Below are 16753 nucleotides of genomic sequence, written 5' to 3' on the forward strand. Positions count from 1 at the left end.
CTAATTTATTGACAGATAAATCGTTATAAAAGACTTCAAATTTTATTAAGCGGCCTTTTTATTAAAAAAGGCCGCTTTTTAGCTTGAAAAGGGCAGGTGGCTGTGGTAAATTTAACTGTGCGAAAAAAAATACGACGCCATATACAATACATCCTGATCCGGGCAGTTCTCTTTGTCATCCAAATACTTCCCAGAGGGGCGGCCGTCTTCGCCGCCGCCGGGCTATCCGGCCTGGCCTGGCGCCTCCTGAAAAAGGAAAGAAGGAAAACCCTCTTCAACCTGGCCCTGATCTTTCCGGAGCGCAGCGACCATGAGGCCGTGGGGCGGAAGGTCTTCAGGAACGTGGCGGTCTTGGCGGCCGATGCCTTCAAACTGTCCGAGCTGAGTGATAAGCAGATGAACGAACTGGTGACGGTGGAAGGGCGGGAGCATTTCGATGCCGCCTATAACCTGGGCAGGGGCCTGGTGGCCGTCACCGGGCATATCGGCTGCTGGGAGCTGATCCCGGCCTGGTTCTCCCGCCAGGGCTACAAGATCAGCGTCATCGGCAAGCGGGTATATGATCCCCGGCTGGACAAACTGCTGATCAAAATGCGCTCCGGCCAGGGAGTCAATATAATCGACCGGGACAGCGGGGCCAAGGATGCCCTGCGCGATCTGCGCAGCGGCCATGCGGTGGGGATACTGATAGACCAGGACACCCGGGTGGCCAGCATCGACGTGGAGTTCTTCGGGCATCAGGCCAGCACTCCGGTGGGGGCGGCCGCCCTGGCCGACAAGACCGGGGCCCCGGTGGTGCCGCTGGCCATCCTCCGCCAGCCGGATGGAAAATACCTGCTGTCCATCAAGCCGGCCATAGCCTTCAACAACGATCTGCCCAAGCAGGAACGGATCCGGGCCATGGTCCAGGAGCAGACCCGCCAGCTGGAGGAGTTCATCCGGCGTGACATCACCCAATGGGTGTGGATGCACCTGCGGTGGAAGGAAAAGCCTTGAGTTAACGATTGATATAAGATGGTCGGACAGCGTCATACAATAGGGAAACGAAAGTCACTATCAAAAAGACATATAAAATCTTAGACATTTAATTGACATTCTTTTGCAATGAGAAACAGATCGATATATATATTGTCATTAATATTACTGGCGGGGTGCGGGACCAAGGACCAGCCGGCCCGGATCCAGCCGGTTCAAGGCAGAACGCCCTCCCAGACCATCGTGGATTTCAACCTGATCGAGACCATCCTGGGCCGCCGCTCCTGGGTGCTCAGGGCCGACCAGGCCGACACCTACGACCAGAGCCAGGAGGTGGACCTGCGCAAGCTGGATATTGATTTCTACAAGACCGGCACCGACTCGGTCAACGCCACACTGACGGCTGATTTCGGCAAGGTCAACATGGCCTCCCGCGACATGGAGGCCAGCCGGAATGTCCGGATGGTGACCAGCGACAGCCTGGTGCTGACCACCGACCACCTTACCTGGAATAACGATACCAAAAAATTGTTCACCGAATCGGCCATCCGCCTGGAGAAGGGCACCGACTGGCTGACCGGCGACGGACTGGAGGCCAGCTCGGATCTCAAGGAGATCCAGATCAAAAGGAACGTCAGGGGCCAAAAAGATCTGTTGAACATAGAACGATGAGCTGCCTTGCCGGAATATTGATAGCCGCCCTGATGGCGGCCGCGGCGCCCGACACCAGCCAGCCCTACATGGTGTCGGCCAATTCCATGAAGGTCCAATTAGTGGGACAGGACAAGGTGACCTGGCTGCGGGGAGGGGTGGAGATCATCCACGGGCCGACCGTCATCCGGGGCGACAGCGCCCGGGTGTCCACCCTGCAGGAGCAGGCCCTGATCTGGGGCCATGTCCGGATAACCGACCGGACGGCCGAGCTGGCCGGGCAGAGCGCGGTCTACTTTAAAAGATACGGCCGGAGCGTCCTGCAGGGCCGGTCAAACCTTAGGGACGGCGGCTGGACCCTGACGGCCGATTCCCTGGTCCATCTCCGGGACCAGGCCAAGAGTTACGCCTTCGGCCAGGTGGAAATGCGGGACTCGTCAGGCAAGAGCAATATCCAAAGCGACTACGGGGAATACTGGCACCAGGAGAGCTATGGCCTGCTGACCGGAAGCCCCAAGTACTCCATCACCGGCGGTGGCGGCAAGCTCAGCACCATCACCTCCGACCGGATGGAGGCCTATCAGCAGGGCCAGGTGGCCATCGCCACCGGCAATGTCAATTACTCCGAGGACAGCGTCTGGGCCTCGGCCGGTAGGATGTCCTACTTCAGGAACGAGGGCCGGTTGTTCCTGGAGGAGCAGCCCCGGGTGTGGCGCAGCGATGCCGACCTGTCGGGCCGGACCATTGAGCTTTCCTTCTACCGGGACAGTCTGAAGAACTCGGTGGTGCGCGATTCGGTGGTGCTGCGGCAGTTTTTGGCCGAGCCGGGCGACATCGACCTGATCAAATGCGACAGCCTGTGGATAGAATTCTCCCAGGGAAAGCTCTCCCAGGCCCGGGCCACCGGCAGCGCCTGGAGCCGCTACCACCAGCTGGACAAGGGCCAGGTCTCGGGCTGGAACGTCACGGCCGGCGACCAGATGGAATTTTATTTTACCCAAGGTAAGATTGATAAACTCAAGGTGAATCAAAAATCTCGGGGTGCCTATTTCGAATTGGAGAAGCCATGAGTCCCACTAAGATGGGATTAAGGCAGGAACTGCGACAGGTGCTGGCTCCGGAGATGCTGCAACTGCTGAAACTGCTGCAGCTGCCGACCCTGGAACTGCAGCAGCTGGTGCGCCAGGAGCTGGAGATCAATCCCCTGCTGGAGGAGATCCTGGAGGAGCCCTCCAGCGATATGCAGAAGGAGACGGAGGAACGGGAGGAGCACAACGAGCCGTCCCCGGAGCTGGACCGCATCGACTGGCGGGATTACATGCAGGAGGGGGTGGACGACCGGTACCTGAAGAACCTGGAGCCCACCGAGGAGCCCGAGGGCCCCATCATCGCCCAGAAGGACACCTTTCAGGATTATCTGCTGTTCCAGTTGAGGACCTCGGCGGCCGATCCCCAGGCCACCGCCATCGGAGAGTACCTGATCGGCAACCTAAGCGACGACGGATACCTGACCACCACCCTGGAGGAGGTGGCCCAGGCCCTGGACCAGGATATAGGCGCGGTGGAGCGAGCCCTGGCCGAGGTCCAGAAGCTGGACCCGCCGGGGGTGTGCTGCCGGGATCTGCGGGAATGCCTGCTGATCCAGCTGGGGATACTGGGGCAGGAGGAGAGCCTGGCGGCCAGGATCGTGTCCGGCCACCTGGACGACCTGGTGCACCAGCGATACCCGGTCATCGCCCGGGCTTTGGGCGTCCTGGAATCCCAGGTGCTGCAGGCCCGGGAGCTGATCTCTTCGCTGTCGCCCAAGCCGGGGGCCAGTTTCACCAGCGACCAGTCGCAGTATGTCTACCCCGACCTGGTGATAGAGAAAAGGGACGGGGAATACCTGGTCAGAACCAACGACCAGGCGGTGCCGCGGGTCAGGCTGACCACCGGCTACCGCCAGATATTAAGCCAATCCAGAAAATCCAGCCCCCAGGACCGGGAGTATGTGGTCAAGAGGCTGGAGGCGGCCCGGTTCATCGTCCGGATGATAGAGCAGCGCCGCCGGACCATGAGCCGGATAATGCAGGCCATCATCCAAAGGCAGACGGAGTTCCTGGACAAGGGCATCAGGTACCTCAAGCCCCTGACCATGAAGCTGATAGCCCAGGACATCGAGATGCATGAATCCACCGTCAGCCGGGCGGTGCACAACAAATACGTGATCACCCCCAACGGGATGCTGCCGGTGAAATATTTCTTCGGGGTGGGGCTGAAGTCCGATTCCGGGGAGGATTCCGCCAAATCGATCAAGGACACCATCGCCGAAATGATCAGGCAGGAGATCTCCCAAAAACCCTTAAGCGACCAGGAGATCGCCGATAAGCTGAGCCGCCAGGGGATCACCATCGCCAGGCGGACGGTGGCCAAGTACCGCGAGGAGCTGAAGATACTTCCCACCAAATACCGCCGGGAAAAAAGATGAGCATTACGGAAAGCAAAACAATAAAATCCGGTCCGGGGCGGCTGCCCGGCCATTTCAAACAGCGGGTCGTCAGGTCCCCCAAGGTGGAGGAGGTGGCCGGCACCTTGAGCCGCTTAGGCCTGCATTCGGTCTGCGAGGAGGCCCGGTGCCCCAACCGCAACCATTGCTATTCCGAGGGCACGGCCACCTTTCTGATAATGGGAGGCAGCTGCACCAGATCCTGCGGGTTCTGCGCCGTCAGCAAGAGCGCTCCCCAAGGGCTGGATCCCGAGGAACCGCGGGCGGTGGCCCGGGCGGCAGCCGAACTCAAACTGAAATATGCGGTGGTGACCTCGGTCACCCGCGATGATCTGGAGGACGGCGGGGCCGGCCATTTCGTGGCGGTCATCGAGAATATCCGGCTGCTGGATCCCCCGGTCCTGATAGAAGTGCTGACCCCGGATTTTAGGGGCCGTCCGGAATCGATCGATGCGGTGATCGCCGCCGGGCCGGATATCTTCAACCATAACCTGGAGACCATCGCCCGGCTGTATCCCCTGGTGCGCCCCCAGGCCGATTATAAAAGATCACTGGGACTGATAACCAGGGTCAAGAAAAACGGCCTGACCACCAAGTCCGGGCTGATGGCCGGGCTGGGAGAATCGCTGGCCGAGATAAAGGCCGCCATGTCCCATCTGGCCGATGCCGGCTGCGACATCATTACCATCGGGCAGTACCTGGCGCCATCGGCCCTGCATTATCCGGTGGCCCGGTATTGGGAGCCGGAGGAATTCGAGGAATGCCGGGCCTACGGCCAGGATCTGCTGGGCCTCAAAGCGGTGGTGGCCGGACCCCTGGTAAGAAGCTCTTATTACGCCCACCAAACATACCAGACCATAAACCATTAACCGAGGAGGGACAAAATGGATCTGAACATCACCACCAGGCATTTCGACGGGCTGAGCGATTCGCTGCGGTCGGATATCGAAACCAGGATGGTCAAGCTGGAAAAATTCTTCGACCGCATCGTGGAGGCCAAAGTGATCTTAAGCGAGGAGAAGAACCGGCAGATCGCCGAGGTCTCAATCCATCTGCCGGGCGGGGTCCGGTTGCTGGCCAAGGAGGAGGCCGGGGACATGTGGGCCGCGGCGGAGCTGGCCATCAAGAAGATAGAGATCCAGGTCAAGAAGGTCAAGGACCGGAAAAAGGACCGCCAGCGAACCACCCTCAGGAAATCGCTATAAACCAACCAACCGGAGGCGCCCATGAAAGCGGTATTGGTAAAGGAGCTGCTGGCCGACCGCCAGGAGGCCCTGCATTTGGAGGTCCTGACCGGGGATAGCGGCCTGGACCGGAAGATAATCATCGCCGACACCAACCGGCCCGGCCTGGCCTTTACCGGCTATATGGGCTATTTCCTGTGGGAGAGGGTGCAGATAATCGGCATCACCGAGACCGGCTACCTGGAGACCCTGCCGTCGGATAAACGGATCGAGGCCATCAAGCGGGTCACCTCTTTCGAGCTGCCCTGCATCGTGGTCACCAAGAAGCTGGGGGTGCACCCCGAGCTGCTGTCCGAGGCCAAGGCCAGGAATATTCCGGTGTTGAGGACCGATATCGACACCACCGAGTTCATTCACCGGCTGTCGTCCTACATCGACAACATGCTGGCGCCCACCACCACCATGCACGGCACCCTGGTGGATGTCTACGGGGTGGGCCTTTTGTACACCGGCGACTCCGGCATCGGCAAGAGCGAATGCGCCCTGGACCTGATCGAGCGGGGACACCGGCTGGTGGCCGACGATGTGGTCACCATCAAGAAGCGGGGGGAGAGGGTGCTGATGGGCTACGGCAACCAGATGCTGCAGCATCATATGGAGATCCGGGGGATCGGGATAGTGGACCTGACCACCCTGTTCGGCATCCGTTCGGTGCGGATGCGCAAAAGGATAGAGGTGGAGGTCCGGCTCAAGCGCTGGTCGGACGACGAGGATTACGAAAGGCTGGGGCTGGAGGAGAAGCCCACCACCATCCTGGGGGTGGAGATCCCCTTGATCACCGTTCCGGTGGTGTCGGGCAAGAACATCAGCGTGATCTCCGAAGTGCTGGCCATGAACCATCTGCTGAAACTGTGCGGATACAGCAGCGCCGAGGAGTTCAACAACCGGCTGCTGGATTCCATGCAAAAGAAGTTCGAGTCGGCCCGGTTCGTGGAGGACGATCTGGAGTGACAGGCATCCTTTTCCTCCGCCAAGACCGTGAACGGCCTGCTATGGTGTGCGGCTATCGATGACGTCTAACCCAGACCTTAAGGTCTGGGTTAGGACAGTACATGCGATGATTAAAGGCCATTTATGGATGACGGATCGAACGCTGCCACTGAAAGTTAAATCAACTCAACTCAACCCCAACCCTTCTCTTGACCTTTTGCTGGACCAGTCGAAGTGAAGGGAGAGGGATGGGGTAAAAAATAATAAATCAATTATGCCCAAACTTAAATTTATATTCGGGGTTCACAACCACCAGCCGGTGGGCAATTTTGATTTCGTCTTCCAGGAGGCGTATCAAAAGGCCTATCTGCCGTTCCTGGAGATGGCCGCCCGATACCCCTGGTTCCGCTTCACCATCCACAACAGCGGATGCCTGTGGGAATGGCTGGAGGCCAATCACCCGGAATATTTGGACAAGGTCAAGGTCTTGGTCAAATCCGGGCAGGTGGAGCTGATGGGCGGGGGCTTTTATGAACCGGTGCTGCCGGCCATTCCGGAGGACGACCGCCGTGGCCAGTTGGAGATGATGTCCGGATATCTGAAGGATAGGTTCGGTGAAACTCCGGCCGGGGCCTGGGTGGCCGAACGGGTGTGGGAGCCCTGCCTGGCATCGACCCTGGCCGGGGCCGGCATCAAATACACGGTGCTGGACGACTACCACTTCAAGTGCGCCGGAAAACAGGAGAAGGACCTGGGCGGTTATTACCTGACCGACGACCAGGGCCAAACGCTGTCGGTTTTTCCCATCAGCCAGAAACTCAGGTACCTGATACCATTCCATGACGTGGACGAGGTCATGGCTTATCTCCGGGAGCTGTATGATGCCAATAATAAGGCCCTGGCCATCCTGGCCGACGACGGGGAAAAATTCGGCATCTGGCCCGGAACCTATGACCATGTCTATACCAAGGGCTGGCTGGAACGCTTCCTGGAAAAACTGTCCCAGAACCTGGACTGGATCGAGCTAAGCACCTTCTCGGAAGCGCTCAAGGAAACATCCCCTTTGGGACGGATATATCTGCCCACCGGATCCTACGCCGAGATGGGCCAGTGGGTACTGGAGCCGGAATCCGAAGTGATCTATCGGGAGTTGGCGGACCGTCTGAAGAATGATGGCAGCTACCAGCGCTACAGCCCGTTCGTCCGCGGGGGGATCTGGCGCAACTATCTGGTGAAATATCCCGAATCCAACAATATCTACCGCAAGATGCTTCACATCAGCGGCAAAGCCGCAGGCTCCGGGGATGATATCAAGCGGGAGCTGTACCGGGGACAGTGCAACTGCGCTTACTGGCACGGGATCTTCGGCGGGCTTTACCTGCCCCACTTGCGGGAAGCCCTGTACCGGCACCTGATCCGGGCGGAGAATTTGGCGAACAAGGAACGGCCGCCGGAATATCCCACGGTTGAAAGGAAAGATTTCGACGGGGACGGGCATCAGGAGATCCTTTTGTCCAACGACAAAATGAACCTCTACCTCTCCCCGGAACAGGGGGGGACGATATTCGAATGGGACCTTAAAGAAAAGGAAATAAACCTTTTTGACACCCTGGCCCGCCGGCCGGAGAATTATCACCGCCAGATAGCCGACATCGGCCACGGGGACCAGGGGCAGGGGAAGAGCATCCATGAGACGCTGACCGCCAAGGAGCAGGGCCTGGAGAAACTTCTCCATTACGACAGATTCCGCCGGGTGGGATCGGTGGACCATCTGTTCGTCGAAGGAACCACCCTGGAGGAATTCATTGCCTGCGCCCATAAAGAGACCGACCAGACACTGGGCTCTAAGTGGGAGGCCGGAACATCCCAGGAGGGCGAGCTGATAAAAGTAGAGCTGGCAAAAATATCGGGCGATCTTCAAATATCAAAAACCATATCTCTAGGTGCGGACGGATCGTTTGGGGTTCACTATCGGTGGACCAACAACGGAAAGGCGGGCCTTGATATTTGGCCGGGGGTGGAGTTCAATTTCGGCTTGCTGTCATCCGGGCCTGGGAGGCATTGCAGCTCGCCGGACCCGCTGATCACCGAAAGGCTGGATCAGCCGGCATCCGACAATGCGATCAGCCGGCTGACGGTCCACGACCAGCATCGTAAAATGGAGATAGTTCTCTCCCTGAGCCGGCCGGCCGACCTGTGGCGGTTCCCGGTGGAGACGGTGTCCCAGTCGGAATCCGGCCTGGAAAGGAATTACCAGTGCTCTTGCTTTTTATGGCATGCCAAATTAAGATTGGAACCCGGGGAAGGATACAACCTGAACTTTGAAGTAGGATACAAAGGGGTTTGATGCAGGAGATAAAAGCGCTCATCGTCAACCGCCTGGGCATGCATGCCAGGCCGGCCGCCCTGTTCGTCAAGACATCCAGTAAGTTCCAGTCCAAGATCTGGGTCCGCAAGGATGATCTGGAGGTCAACGGAAAGAGCATCATGGGGGTGATGATGCTGGCCGCCGAACCCGGCAGCAGCCTGATCATCAAAGCCGACGGTCCGGACGAGCAGGAAGCCCTGGAGGCCCTGGCCAAGCTGGTAGCTGATAAATTCTATGAGGATTGATCATGGCCAATGAGACCAGATTATACGGGATCCCCGTCTCCCCGGGTTTCGGCATCGGCCAGGCTTTCATCTATCGCAAAAACCTGCCGGTGCTCAAGCGGCGGATGGTGGATAATGCCAACAAGGAGATCGCCAGATTTCACAACGCCCTTAGCAACGCCCGGCTGGAGATCGCCGAGCTTCGGGATATGATCGCCGGCCGGCTGGGGAGGGATGAGGCCGAGCTGTGGACCGCCCAGCTGATGATGCTGGAGGACGTGACGGTGATCCAAGCCACCGCCGACAGGATCAGGGAAAAGAAACAGGATGCCGCCTCGGCCTTCCAGGAGACGATCAGCCAGGTGGCCGAGACCATCGAGTCGTCCTCCAATCAGTATCTCAAAGAGCGGGTGGCCGATATCCGGGATATCTCCTGGCGGGTGATAAAACACATCCAATCCGGGAATCCATCGGTTCTGCATAAGCTTTCCCGGAATTCGGTGGTGGTGTCCCACGACCTGTCGGCGGCCGATACTGCTTTGATGTCGGCCCGGAATATAGCCGGCTTCATCACCGAGGTGGGAGGCAAGACATCGCATACCGCCATTGTGGCCCGCTCCCTGGAGATCCCGGCGGTGGTGGGCATCAAGGACGCTCTGCAGCAGCCCCTGCCCGGCGCCATGGTCATCGTGGACGGCACCAGGGGGGTGGTCATACTGGACCCGCTGCCCCAGACCCTGGAATCTTACCAACAGGAGCAGAAGGAATACCAGAAGCATATCTCCGACCTGAAGAGGCTGCGGAAAAGCAAGCCGGTGACCCTGGACGGGCGCCGGATAGAATTGTCTGCCAATATAGAATTGCCGGAAGAGATCCCCTCGGTAAAATCACACGGGGCCAAGGGCATCGGGCTTTTCAGGACGGAATACCTTTTCCTGACATCCTCCCAGCTGCCCGATGAGGAGCAGCAGTTCGCTATCTACAAACAGGTAGCCGAGAAAATCGCCCCGGATCCGGTGATAATCCGCACTTTTGATCTGGGCGGGGACAAGATCAACGGCCACGGCTTCTCGCCCGAGGCCAATCCCTTCCTGGGGTGGCGGGCCATCAGGTTCTGCCTGGACCGTCCGGAGATCTTCCGGGCCCAGCTCAGGGCCATCCTGAGGGCCTCGGCCTTCGGCTCGGTCAGGATCATGCTCCCCATGATCTGCTGCCTGGAGGAGGTAACCCAGACCAAGGTCATTCTGGATTCCATCCGACTGGAGCTGGACGAAAAGAAGATCGCCTATGACCGCAACTGCCAGCTGGGAGTGATGATAGAGACCCCGGCAGCAGCCCTGACCAGCGACATCCTGGCCCCAGAGGTGGATTTCTTCAGCATCGGCTCCAACGATCTTACCCAATACACCCTGGCGGTGGACCGGGTCAACGAGAAGGTGGCTAAATTGTACGATCCCTTCAATCCGGCGGTGCTTAAACTGATCAAGCAGGTGATAGAATCCGGGCACCGCTCAGGCATCTGGGTGGGCCTGTGCGGGGAGATGTGCGCCGATCCCCTGGCGGTGCCGCTGTTATTGGGATTGGGTCTGGATGAGTTCAGCATGAACGCGGTCTCGGTCCCCGAGGTCAAACGGATGATCCTCAAACTCAGGTTGGAGGATTGCCAAAAGGTGGCCGGGAGGGCCATGGAAGCAAAAAGCGCGTTGCAGGCCAGGACCGTACTTTCGGAGTTTGTACTGAACATCTTTCCGGACCTGGCCCTGAGCTGTGCCCTGGAAAGATCATGATGGAAAATGGAACGGACAACCATAAAACCAAAATATAATCAAAGAAGGAAAAATGGACGAGAAGAAGAAACTGCAATTGCTGGATCTGGCCGCCCAATACCAGACCATCAAGCCGGAGATTGATGAGGCCATCGCCAAGGTGGTCTCCACCGGCGGATTCATCCTGGGCAAGACCGTGGAGGAGTTTGAAAAATCGGTAGCCGGGTTCGTGGGAGTGAAATACGGCATCGGGGTGAATTCTGGGACCGACGCCCTGTATCTGGCCCTTAAGGCCGCCGGGGTCAAGGAGGGGGATGAGGTGATCACCACCCCGTTCACCTTCATCGCCACCGCCGAGGTGATCTGCTGGATACCGGCCAAGCCGGTGTTCGTGGACATCTGCCCCGACACCCTTAACATCGATCCGGCCAAGCTGGAGAAAGCCATCAGCCCCAGGACCAAGGCCATCATCCCGGTCCACCTATACGGGCAGGCGGCCGACATGACCGCGATCATGGAGATAGCCAAAAAGCATAAACTGGCGGTGATCGAGGACTGCGCCCAGAGCCTGGGGGCCAAATACCAGGGCCAGCAGACCGGCAGCATCGGCCACATTGCGGGTTTAAGCTTTTTCCCCAGCAAGAACCTGGGGGCCTACGGCGATGGCGGTATGGTGCTGACCAATGATGAGGAGATGATGAAGATGGTCAAGATGCTGCGCCAGCACGGGCAGGACAAGAAATACCACCACCTCAAGCTGGGGGTCAACTCCCGGCTGGATGCCCTGCAGGCCGCGGTGCTGTCGGTCAAGTTGAAGCATCTGGAAAGATGGAATCGGGCCCGACAGGAGAAGGCCGGATATTACAATCAGCGCTTTGCCGGGATCGGCGACATCAAAATTCCCCAGGTGCGCCCAAGCAATGAAGCCATCTATCACCAGTACACCCTGAGGACCGCCAAGCGGGATGCCATGGTGGAGTTCCTGGGGCAGAACGGGGTGCCGACCGCGGTGCATTATCCCATCCCGCTGCATATGCAGCCGGCCTTTGCATTTTTGGGTCACCAGAAGGGGGGCTTTCCGGTGGCCGAAGAGGCCGCCAGTCAGGTGTTCTCCCTGCCGATATACCCTGAGATCACCAGGGAACAGCAGGACCAGGTGGTGGACGCCATCGCCAAATTCTACAAATAAAATATTAAAGACCCAGCCCGCAAGGGCTGGGTCCTGGTGGTGGCAGCGTCTCTTCAGGTTTGTTTTGATATTGCCGCGGCCCTCAACTGCCCGCAGGCGGCGCTGATGTCCTGGCCTTTGCTGATCCTGACGGTCACCGCCACCCCCAACTGGTGCAGCCTTTCAAAGAAGGCCTGCTGGACCTGGGGCGATGAGGGCCTGAAGACACCTTCTCTGCCCCCCGGATTATAAGGTATCAGATTGACCTTGGCCGGGATGTTCTTTAATAACTTCGACAGTCGGTCGGCATCGCCCAAACTGTCGTTTATCCCGGCCAGCAGGATATATTCAAAGAACACCAGCTTGCCTTTCCGGTTGCTGAAATCCCGAGCGGCGGTCAGCAGCTCTTTTAAAGGATATTTTTTATTTACCGGCATGATCTTATCTCGAACGGCATCACTGGTGGCGCTAAGGGATATGGCCAGCTTGAATTGCTCCGGTTCTTCCATCAGCCGTAAGATGCCGGGCACTATTCCCGAGGTGGAGATGGTGATATGCCGGGCGCCGATGTTGAACCCCTGGTGCGAATTTATCAGCCGGGCGGCCGAGAGCGTAGCATCGTAATTGAGCATCGGCTCGCCCATGCCCATGAATACGATGTTGGTGATGCGATTCTGCCATCCCATCATGCCCTGCAGGTGGAACAGCTGGTCGACAATCTCCCCGGCGGTCAGGTTGCGGACCAAGCCCAGGGACCCGGTGGCGCAGAAGCCGCAGTTCAGCCTGCAGCCCAGCTGGGTGGAAAGGCAGGCGGTGAGGCGCTCCTTGCTGGGGATCAGCACGCTCTCGATCAGCTGGCTGTCGGCGGTCTCCAGCAGGATCTTCCGGCTGCCGTCCCGGGACCGGCGCTGGGTACTTAACCGCAGTTCATCGGGCCGGAAAGTCTTCTCCAGACCGGTGCGCAGCTCCTTGGAGAGGTCGGTCATCCGGGAAAACTCCGAGACGCCTCGCTGATAGAACCAGGCCATGATCTGCCGGGCATGGAAAGCCCTGGCCCCCAGCGGGGCCAGAGTTTTCTGCATCTCTTCGAGATCTAATCCCTTAAGGGAGGGGTTTGAAATATTTTTCATTGTTCAATGATAATGGAGCTATGGGCAAAAGTCAAGGACATAACGGCCGGTATCAGTGCCCGCAATGCGGTGCCGAAATCAGCCTCTCGCCAAAACGCCGCCTGGGCAACTGCCCTTTTTGCGGTTCGCGGCTGTATATGGAGCCCCGGGAAGTTGAGAACCGCTGGATGCTTCGCCCGGTCCTGATGCGCTCCGAATGCCACCGGATACTATCAGCCTGGCTGTGGGAGAACTATCAGGGAACGGCATCAGGCCTGGAGATCAGCCAAAGTCTGTGGGTCCCCTGGCTGAGGAAGGAGCGGAGAAAGGATGGCCAGTTTGCCGGACACAGCTATGAGCTGGCGGAAAAACCCGCTGACCCGCACATCACCAGGGTAAAAATCCCGCCGGGCGAATATGTCCGATTCGATAGTGAAAAAACCGCCGGTTTCGTTCTGCCAGAGGTTCCGGATGAAAAGCCGGGGCCGGGAGGCGTCATTATATACGTCCCCTTTCATGTTGCCAGCTTCAGCTACGGCGGAGAGCGAAGAAGCGCGGCAATAGAAGCTTCCACTGGAAGCCTGGCGGGATACCAGCCCGACAAGAAGGCCAAAATATCATTTCAGTGGGGAAGCCTGGCTATAGCCGGCGTAATATTTTTGCTCGAAGGCATGCTGATCAAGCCGGTGATAGCCAAGACCATAGTGCTGGGCCTGAGCTTCGCCATATTGGAGATCGGCATCAGCCTGCTGTGGGAGGGATGGGGATGGCGAAAGTAACCGCCTTGCTTTGCCCGGTGTGCGGCTCCGGCCTGGTGGCAGAATCCGGCAGCATCCTGGCCCAATGCCGCTCCTGCCAGGCTTCGGTGGCCCTGGGCTCGCAAATGGGCTTCTACCGCTACTATGTGGAGCCCGGGATCAAGCGCAATGGGGCCATATCCCTGGCCGGGCAGGCCGCCGAGCTTTCCTTTGAGCCCATTGCCGCCCAGCTGATGTTCATTCCCGTCTGGCATATTGATGCCGAGGCTTTTGGTTTTATCGGCGGACAGCGGCCGATAGTGGAGAGAATCCTGAAGATCCCCATCTCCGATGCCGAGGGCAACACCCTTTATGAAAAGGAGATCAAGCAGAAGAGCGGCGGCGAGGTGGTGAAAAAGAGCTTGTGGATCAAGAAGGATTACCGGATGCTGGGCATCAAATGGAACGAGCTGGGGGGCTGCGATATCAAGGACATTGCGCCCGAAATGGAACTGATGCCGGAGGACGATGCCGAATTGTCCAGGCTGGGCCTGGTGCTGGAACCGGACGCGGCAGCCGAGCCGGAGATGATAGCGGAATCCACAAAATATTTCAAAGGCCAGATGTTGTATCCCTACGGGAGCTATCAGGGGTTGACCAGCCGGATCTCCCTGCTAAAGCAGAACCGGAGGCTGATCTATTACCCGGTGTGGCGGGTGCTGGGGTTTACCAAGAAAGGCCGGTTCAAATGCCTGGTTGACGGCGTAAACGGAACGCAGATATATGTCAAGCAATACCGCCAGGCTAAAATCGCCCCCCCCACCAAACCCCTGATCGCCACCCTGGCAATAGCCTTGGCCCTGGGGATGATATTATCCCCGCACCAGGTCTTTATGCAGGGCTGGCTGTCCTTTGTGGCGCCGTTCTTCCTGTTGGGATTCCTGGCCGGCGGCACCATGCTGAACCGCCTGATACTGGATCGACTGGCCGAGAAGGCCGCCCGTTTCATCTGGAAGGTGTAACCTAACCCCCAACCCCTTCCCCTTCGCAGTCAATATCTAAAGTAAAGCTCAGGGCAGGCTCTCGAGGGAAGGGGAAAAGGGGATGGGTTAAAAGACTATGATTCGCAATCAACACTATACTCAAATAAAGCTGGCGATTGCTAAAAAAATGCGTCTGGAAATGACATCTGCTGAAGCATGTTTTTGGAAAGCTGTAAAGGGCAATAAACTAAATGGACTGCATTTCAGAAGACAACAGGTCGTTGATGGTTTCATTGCGGATTTTTACTGTGATAAACTGAAATTGGTGGTAGAAATTGATGGAGGTGTGCATGAGAAACAGAAAGCTTATGATGCCGAAAGAGACCGCATAATTAAAACTCACAAAAAAAAATATTACGCTTTACTAACGAAGAGATTTTAAAAGATATTGAAAGAGTTTTGGGTAAAATATTGGAGATATAACCTAACCCCAACCCCTTCCCTCGAGGGAAGGGGGAAAGGGGATGGGTTAAAAACATGAAACTCACTCCATTAAAATGCCCCCACTGCGGGGCCAAGCTGAAAATAACCGGGAACACCGTGCTGGCGGCCTGCCAATACTGCGGCCATGCCGCCGAATTCACCGGGGAATCGGCCATCAAGCTGGATCAGATTATAATTAAGTCCCAAGGTCCACCGGATATTCTCCTGCCGTTTTGGCGAATATCCTACCAGGCCAAAATATCCAGCTTGGCGGCCCATGCACCCCAAAGCCCTTTTCAGCAGGATGGTGCGGAGGCGTTTTTCCGGGGAAAGGATGTCAAGCCGGAGGACCTAGATATCCCTTCCCGGATGCTGGTGGCGGCCTTCAAAGTCAACAATTTCATCAATTACACCGCCGACCTGAGCCAGGCGCTGAGTCTGAAGCTGGATCGTGATCTGCCGGAGAAGGAGGCGGAGAAATCCATGGATTACGGCCTGTGCTATTATGGCCACCTTGACGCTCAGGGCATGGTGGAGGTTCTGCTCAGGGTGCTGGCCAATAAAAAAAGCCGCGATATCCTGGACCTGGACTTCGATATCAAATGGGGGGAAAGAAATATCCTTTGGTGGCCGTTCAAACAGGACGGTGACTGCTGGAGGGATATGCTCTACGAGCAGAGGCTGCTGCAAAGCGCCCTGGAGAAGTGATCCTCAAAATAAAATATAAAAAGCCCCGCAAAATGCGGGGCTTTTTATTATTCCTCTCCGCTATGGACTGCTTGCTAATGGCGGGGGAGAGGTCAGATTAAAAGGCGTCGTAATAAGAGATCTTCACCGTCCGGCCCACCCGGGCCGATTCCTGGCCCTCCGGGCCGTTGCGCAGGATATTCCTGAGGTCGAATTCCATCATCAGCTTCTGGTTGAACAGCCAGCGCAGGCCCAGGTTCAGATAGCCGTAGCCCTCGCCGTACTGCTGGTCCTCCAGGTTGTCGTTCAGGGCCATATCATACTCGGCGGCCAGCCACAGTTCCGGGTTAAGTGACTTCTCCAGCCCGCCGAAGAAGTTCAGAGTATTGTCGGGATTGGTGCGGTCCTCGATGCTGTAGTTGGCCCCGCCGTGAAAGGCCAGGGTGCCCATAAAACGGTAATTCTTGCTGGCCACGGCGTAAAATCCGGGGGATTTTGTCAGGTACCGGTTGTTGGCGAAGGGTCCGTTGCCCTGGTTGTTGAAGCCCAGGGCGACGCCCGGCCCGTAATAGCTCTCGTCGAAGATCCGGTACTTGGCCATGAACCCGGGCTGGGGATTCCATTCGGGATTGCCGTAACCGATGATATTGTCCCCGCCGTATGCGAAGCCGAAGTTCAGACGGTCGAACAGCCCGAAGTTGAAACCCAGCAACAGGCCGCCCACCGGCTGCATCTTCAGGTTGATGGAGTAGGTGGCCCGGGCCAGGGTTCCGGCAGTGGGGTAATCAACCATCTCGCCGAATTGCACGGCATGGGCCGCACCGCCCAGCAGGGCCAGAGTCAATGTTATAATGAAAATCTTCTTCATAATATCTCCCAAATAGCATTTCGGTAATTATATATATTTAAGGAAACTTTTGCAAGACAAATAAATGCCTTAAAA

16 protein-coding genes and 1 pseudogene are annotated in these 16753 nt (G+C 57.6%); 15 read left to right on the top strand and 2 right to left on the bottom strand.

The genetic code is table 11. The features are described 5' to 3' along the window. The first annotated feature begins 150 nt into the window (after window positions 1-150). From A2273_09775 to A2273_09825, 11 genes are all read left to right on the top strand, one after another. Window positions 151-996, top strand: a complete 846-nt coding sequence (locus A2273_09775) for a hypothetical protein (GenBank protein OGF06098.1) — start codon at window positions 151-153, stop codon at window positions 994-996. A 132-nt stretch (window positions 997-1128) separates the two neighbouring features. Continuing rightward, entirely contained in the window at window positions 1129-1647 is a 519-nt protein-coding gene (locus A2273_09780; GenBank protein OGF06068.1) for an LPS export ABC transporter periplasmic protein LptC, read from the top strand. Continuing rightward, a complete protein-coding gene (locus A2273_09785; GenBank protein OGF06069.1) occupies window positions 1644-2696 on the top strand; it encodes a hypothetical protein in 1053 nt (350 codons plus the stop codon). The genes A2273_09780 and A2273_09785 overlap by 4 nt, the downstream gene beginning before the upstream one ends. Then, window positions 2693-4093, top strand: coding sequence for an RNA polymerase sigma-54 factor (locus A2273_09790; GenBank protein OGF06070.1), 1401 nt, complete (start codon window positions 2693-2695; stop codon window positions 4091-4093). Before A2273_09785 ends, A2273_09790 begins: the two co-directional genes overlap by 4 nt. Beyond that, on the top strand, window positions 4090-4980 hold the full coding sequence (locus A2273_09795; GenBank protein OGF06071.1) for a lipoyl synthase: 891 nt from the start codon (window positions 4090-4092) through the stop codon (window positions 4978-4980). Before A2273_09790 ends, A2273_09795 begins: the two co-directional genes overlap by 4 nt. Window positions 4981-4995: 15 nt before the next feature. Next, on the top strand, window positions 4996-5316 hold the full coding sequence (locus tag A2273_09800) for a ribosomal subunit interface protein (protein OGF06072.1): 321 nt from the start codon (window positions 4996-4998) through the stop codon (window positions 5314-5316). 21 nt (window positions 5317-5337) lie between these two features. Further along, entirely contained in the window at window positions 5338-6306 is a 969-nt protein-coding gene (locus A2273_09805; GenBank protein OGF06073.1) for an HPr(Ser) kinase/phosphatase, read from the top strand. A 253-nt stretch (window positions 6307-6559) separates the two neighbouring features. Continuing rightward, on the top strand, window positions 6560-8632 hold the full coding sequence (locus A2273_09810) for a hypothetical protein (GenBank protein ID OGF06074.1): 2073 nt from the start codon (window positions 6560-6562) through the stop codon (window positions 8630-8632). Further along, window positions 8632-8898 carry a hypothetical protein gene (locus A2273_09815; GenBank protein ID OGF06075.1) on the top strand — a complete coding sequence of 89 codons (267 nt, stop codon included), beginning with the start codon at window positions 8632-8634 and terminating at the stop codon, window positions 8896-8898. The genes A2273_09810 and A2273_09815 overlap by 1 nt, the downstream gene beginning before the upstream one ends. Before the next feature lie 2 nt (window positions 8899-8900). Continuing rightward, window positions 8901-10664 (top strand): phosphoenolpyruvate--protein phosphotransferase, encoded by a 1764-nt coding sequence (locus tag A2273_09820; GenBank protein OGF06076.1) that lies wholly within the window; start codon window positions 8901-8903, stop codon window positions 10662-10664. 52 nt (window positions 10665-10716) lie between these two features. Then, the gene (locus A2273_09825) at window positions 10717-11832 is read left to right on the top strand and encodes a hypothetical protein (protein ID OGF06077.1); all 1116 of its coding nucleotides are present in this window, start codon (window positions 10717-10719) and stop codon (window positions 11830-11832) included. 53 nt (window positions 11833-11885) lie between these two features. Here A2273_09825 and A2273_09830 read toward each other — a convergent pair whose 3' ends face one another. Continuing rightward, window positions 11886-12941, bottom strand: coding sequence for a 23S rRNA (adenine(2503)-C(2))-methyltransferase (locus tag A2273_09830; protein OGF06078.1), 1056 nt, complete (start codon window positions 12939-12941; stop codon window positions 11886-11888). Window positions 12942-13078: 137 nt separating this feature from the next. On the opposite strand from A2273_09830, the gene A2273_09835 reads away from it, so the two are divergent. The 4 genes and pseudogenes from A2273_09835 to A2273_09850 all read left to right on the top strand — a co-directional run bounded on the left by A2273_09835 (window position 13079) and on the right by A2273_09850 (window position 15831). Continuing rightward, on the top strand, window positions 13079-13699 hold the full coding sequence (locus tag A2273_09835; GenBank protein ID OGF06079.1) for a hypothetical protein: 621 nt from the start codon (window positions 13079-13081) through the stop codon (window positions 13697-13699). Next, entirely contained in the window at window positions 13681-14679 is a 999-nt protein-coding gene (locus tag A2273_09840; GenBank protein OGF06080.1) for a hypothetical protein, read from the top strand. Before A2273_09835 ends, A2273_09840 begins: the two co-directional genes overlap by 19 nt. A 97-nt stretch (window positions 14680-14776) precedes the next feature. Next, window positions 14777-15123 (top strand): annotated as a pseudogene (locus tag A2273_09845) (hypothetical protein). A gap of 54 nt (window positions 15124-15177) precedes the next feature. Then, entirely contained in the window at window positions 15178-15831 is a 654-nt protein-coding gene (locus tag A2273_09850) for a hypothetical protein (protein OGF06081.1), read from the top strand. 97 nt (window positions 15832-15928) lie between these two features. On the opposite strand, the gene A2273_09855 is transcribed toward A2273_09850, so the two are convergent. Further along, window positions 15929-16678, bottom strand: coding sequence for a hypothetical protein (locus tag A2273_09855; GenBank protein ID OGF06082.1), 750 nt, complete (start codon window positions 16676-16678; stop codon window positions 15929-15931). Window positions 16679-16753 lie beyond the last annotated feature (75 nt).

The sequence above is a fragment of the Candidatus Edwardsbacteria bacterium RifOxyA12_full_54_48 genome (assembly GCA_001777915.1).
Taxonomy (GTDB): Bacteria; Edwardsbacteria; AC1; order AC1; family EtOH8; genus UBA2226.

Bases quoted from the DNA above. Each gene is read 5' to 3' on its own strand.
- A2273_09810 (OGF06074.1), top strand. From the start codon at position 6,560: ATGCCCAAACTTAAATTTATATTCGGGGTTCACAACCACCAGCCGGTG.
- A2273_09815 (OGF06075.1), top strand. From the start codon at position 8,632: ATGCAGGAGATAAAAGCGCTCATCGTCAACCGCCTGGGCATGCATGCC.
- A2273_09820 (OGF06076.1), top strand. From the start codon at position 8,901: ATGGCCAATGAGACCAGATTATACGGGATCCCCGTCTCCCCGGGTTTC.
- A2273_09825 (OGF06077.1), top strand. From the start codon at position 10,717: ATGGACGAGAAGAAGAAACTGCAATTGCTGGATCTGGCCGCCCAATAC.
- A2273_09790 (OGF06070.1), top strand. From the start codon at position 2,693: ATGAGTCCCACTAAGATGGGATTAAGGCAGGAACTGCGACAGGTGCTG.
- A2273_09835 (OGF06079.1), top strand. From the start codon at position 13,079: ATGGAGCCCCGGGAAGTTGAGAACCGCTGGATGCTTCGCCCGGTCCTG.
- A2273_09855 (OGF06082.1), bottom strand. From the start codon at position 16,678: ATGAAGAAGATTTTCATTATAACATTGACTCTGGCCCTGCTGGGCGGT.
- A2273_09795 (OGF06071.1), top strand. From the start codon at position 4,090: ATGAGCATTACGGAAAGCAAAACAATAAAATCCGGTCCGGGGCGGCTG.
- A2273_09805 (OGF06073.1), top strand. From the start codon at position 5,338: ATGAAAGCGGTATTGGTAAAGGAGCTGCTGGCCGACCGCCAGGAGGCC.
- A2273_09785 (OGF06069.1), top strand. From the start codon at position 1,644: ATGAGCTGCCTTGCCGGAATATTGATAGCCGCCCTGATGGCGGCCGCG.
- A2273_09800 (OGF06072.1), top strand. From the start codon at position 4,996: ATGGATCTGAACATCACCACCAGGCATTTCGACGGGCTGAGCGATTCG.
- A2273_09850 (OGF06081.1), top strand. From the start codon at position 15,178: ATGAAACTCACTCCATTAAAATGCCCCCACTGCGGGGCCAAGCTGAAA.
- A2273_09840 (OGF06080.1), top strand. From the start codon at position 13,681: ATGGGGATGGCGAAAGTAACCGCCTTGCTTTGCCCGGTGTGCGGCTCC.
- A2273_09830 (OGF06078.1), bottom strand. From the start codon at position 12,941: ATGAAAAATATTTCAAACCCCTCCCTTAAGGGATTAGATCTCGAAGAG.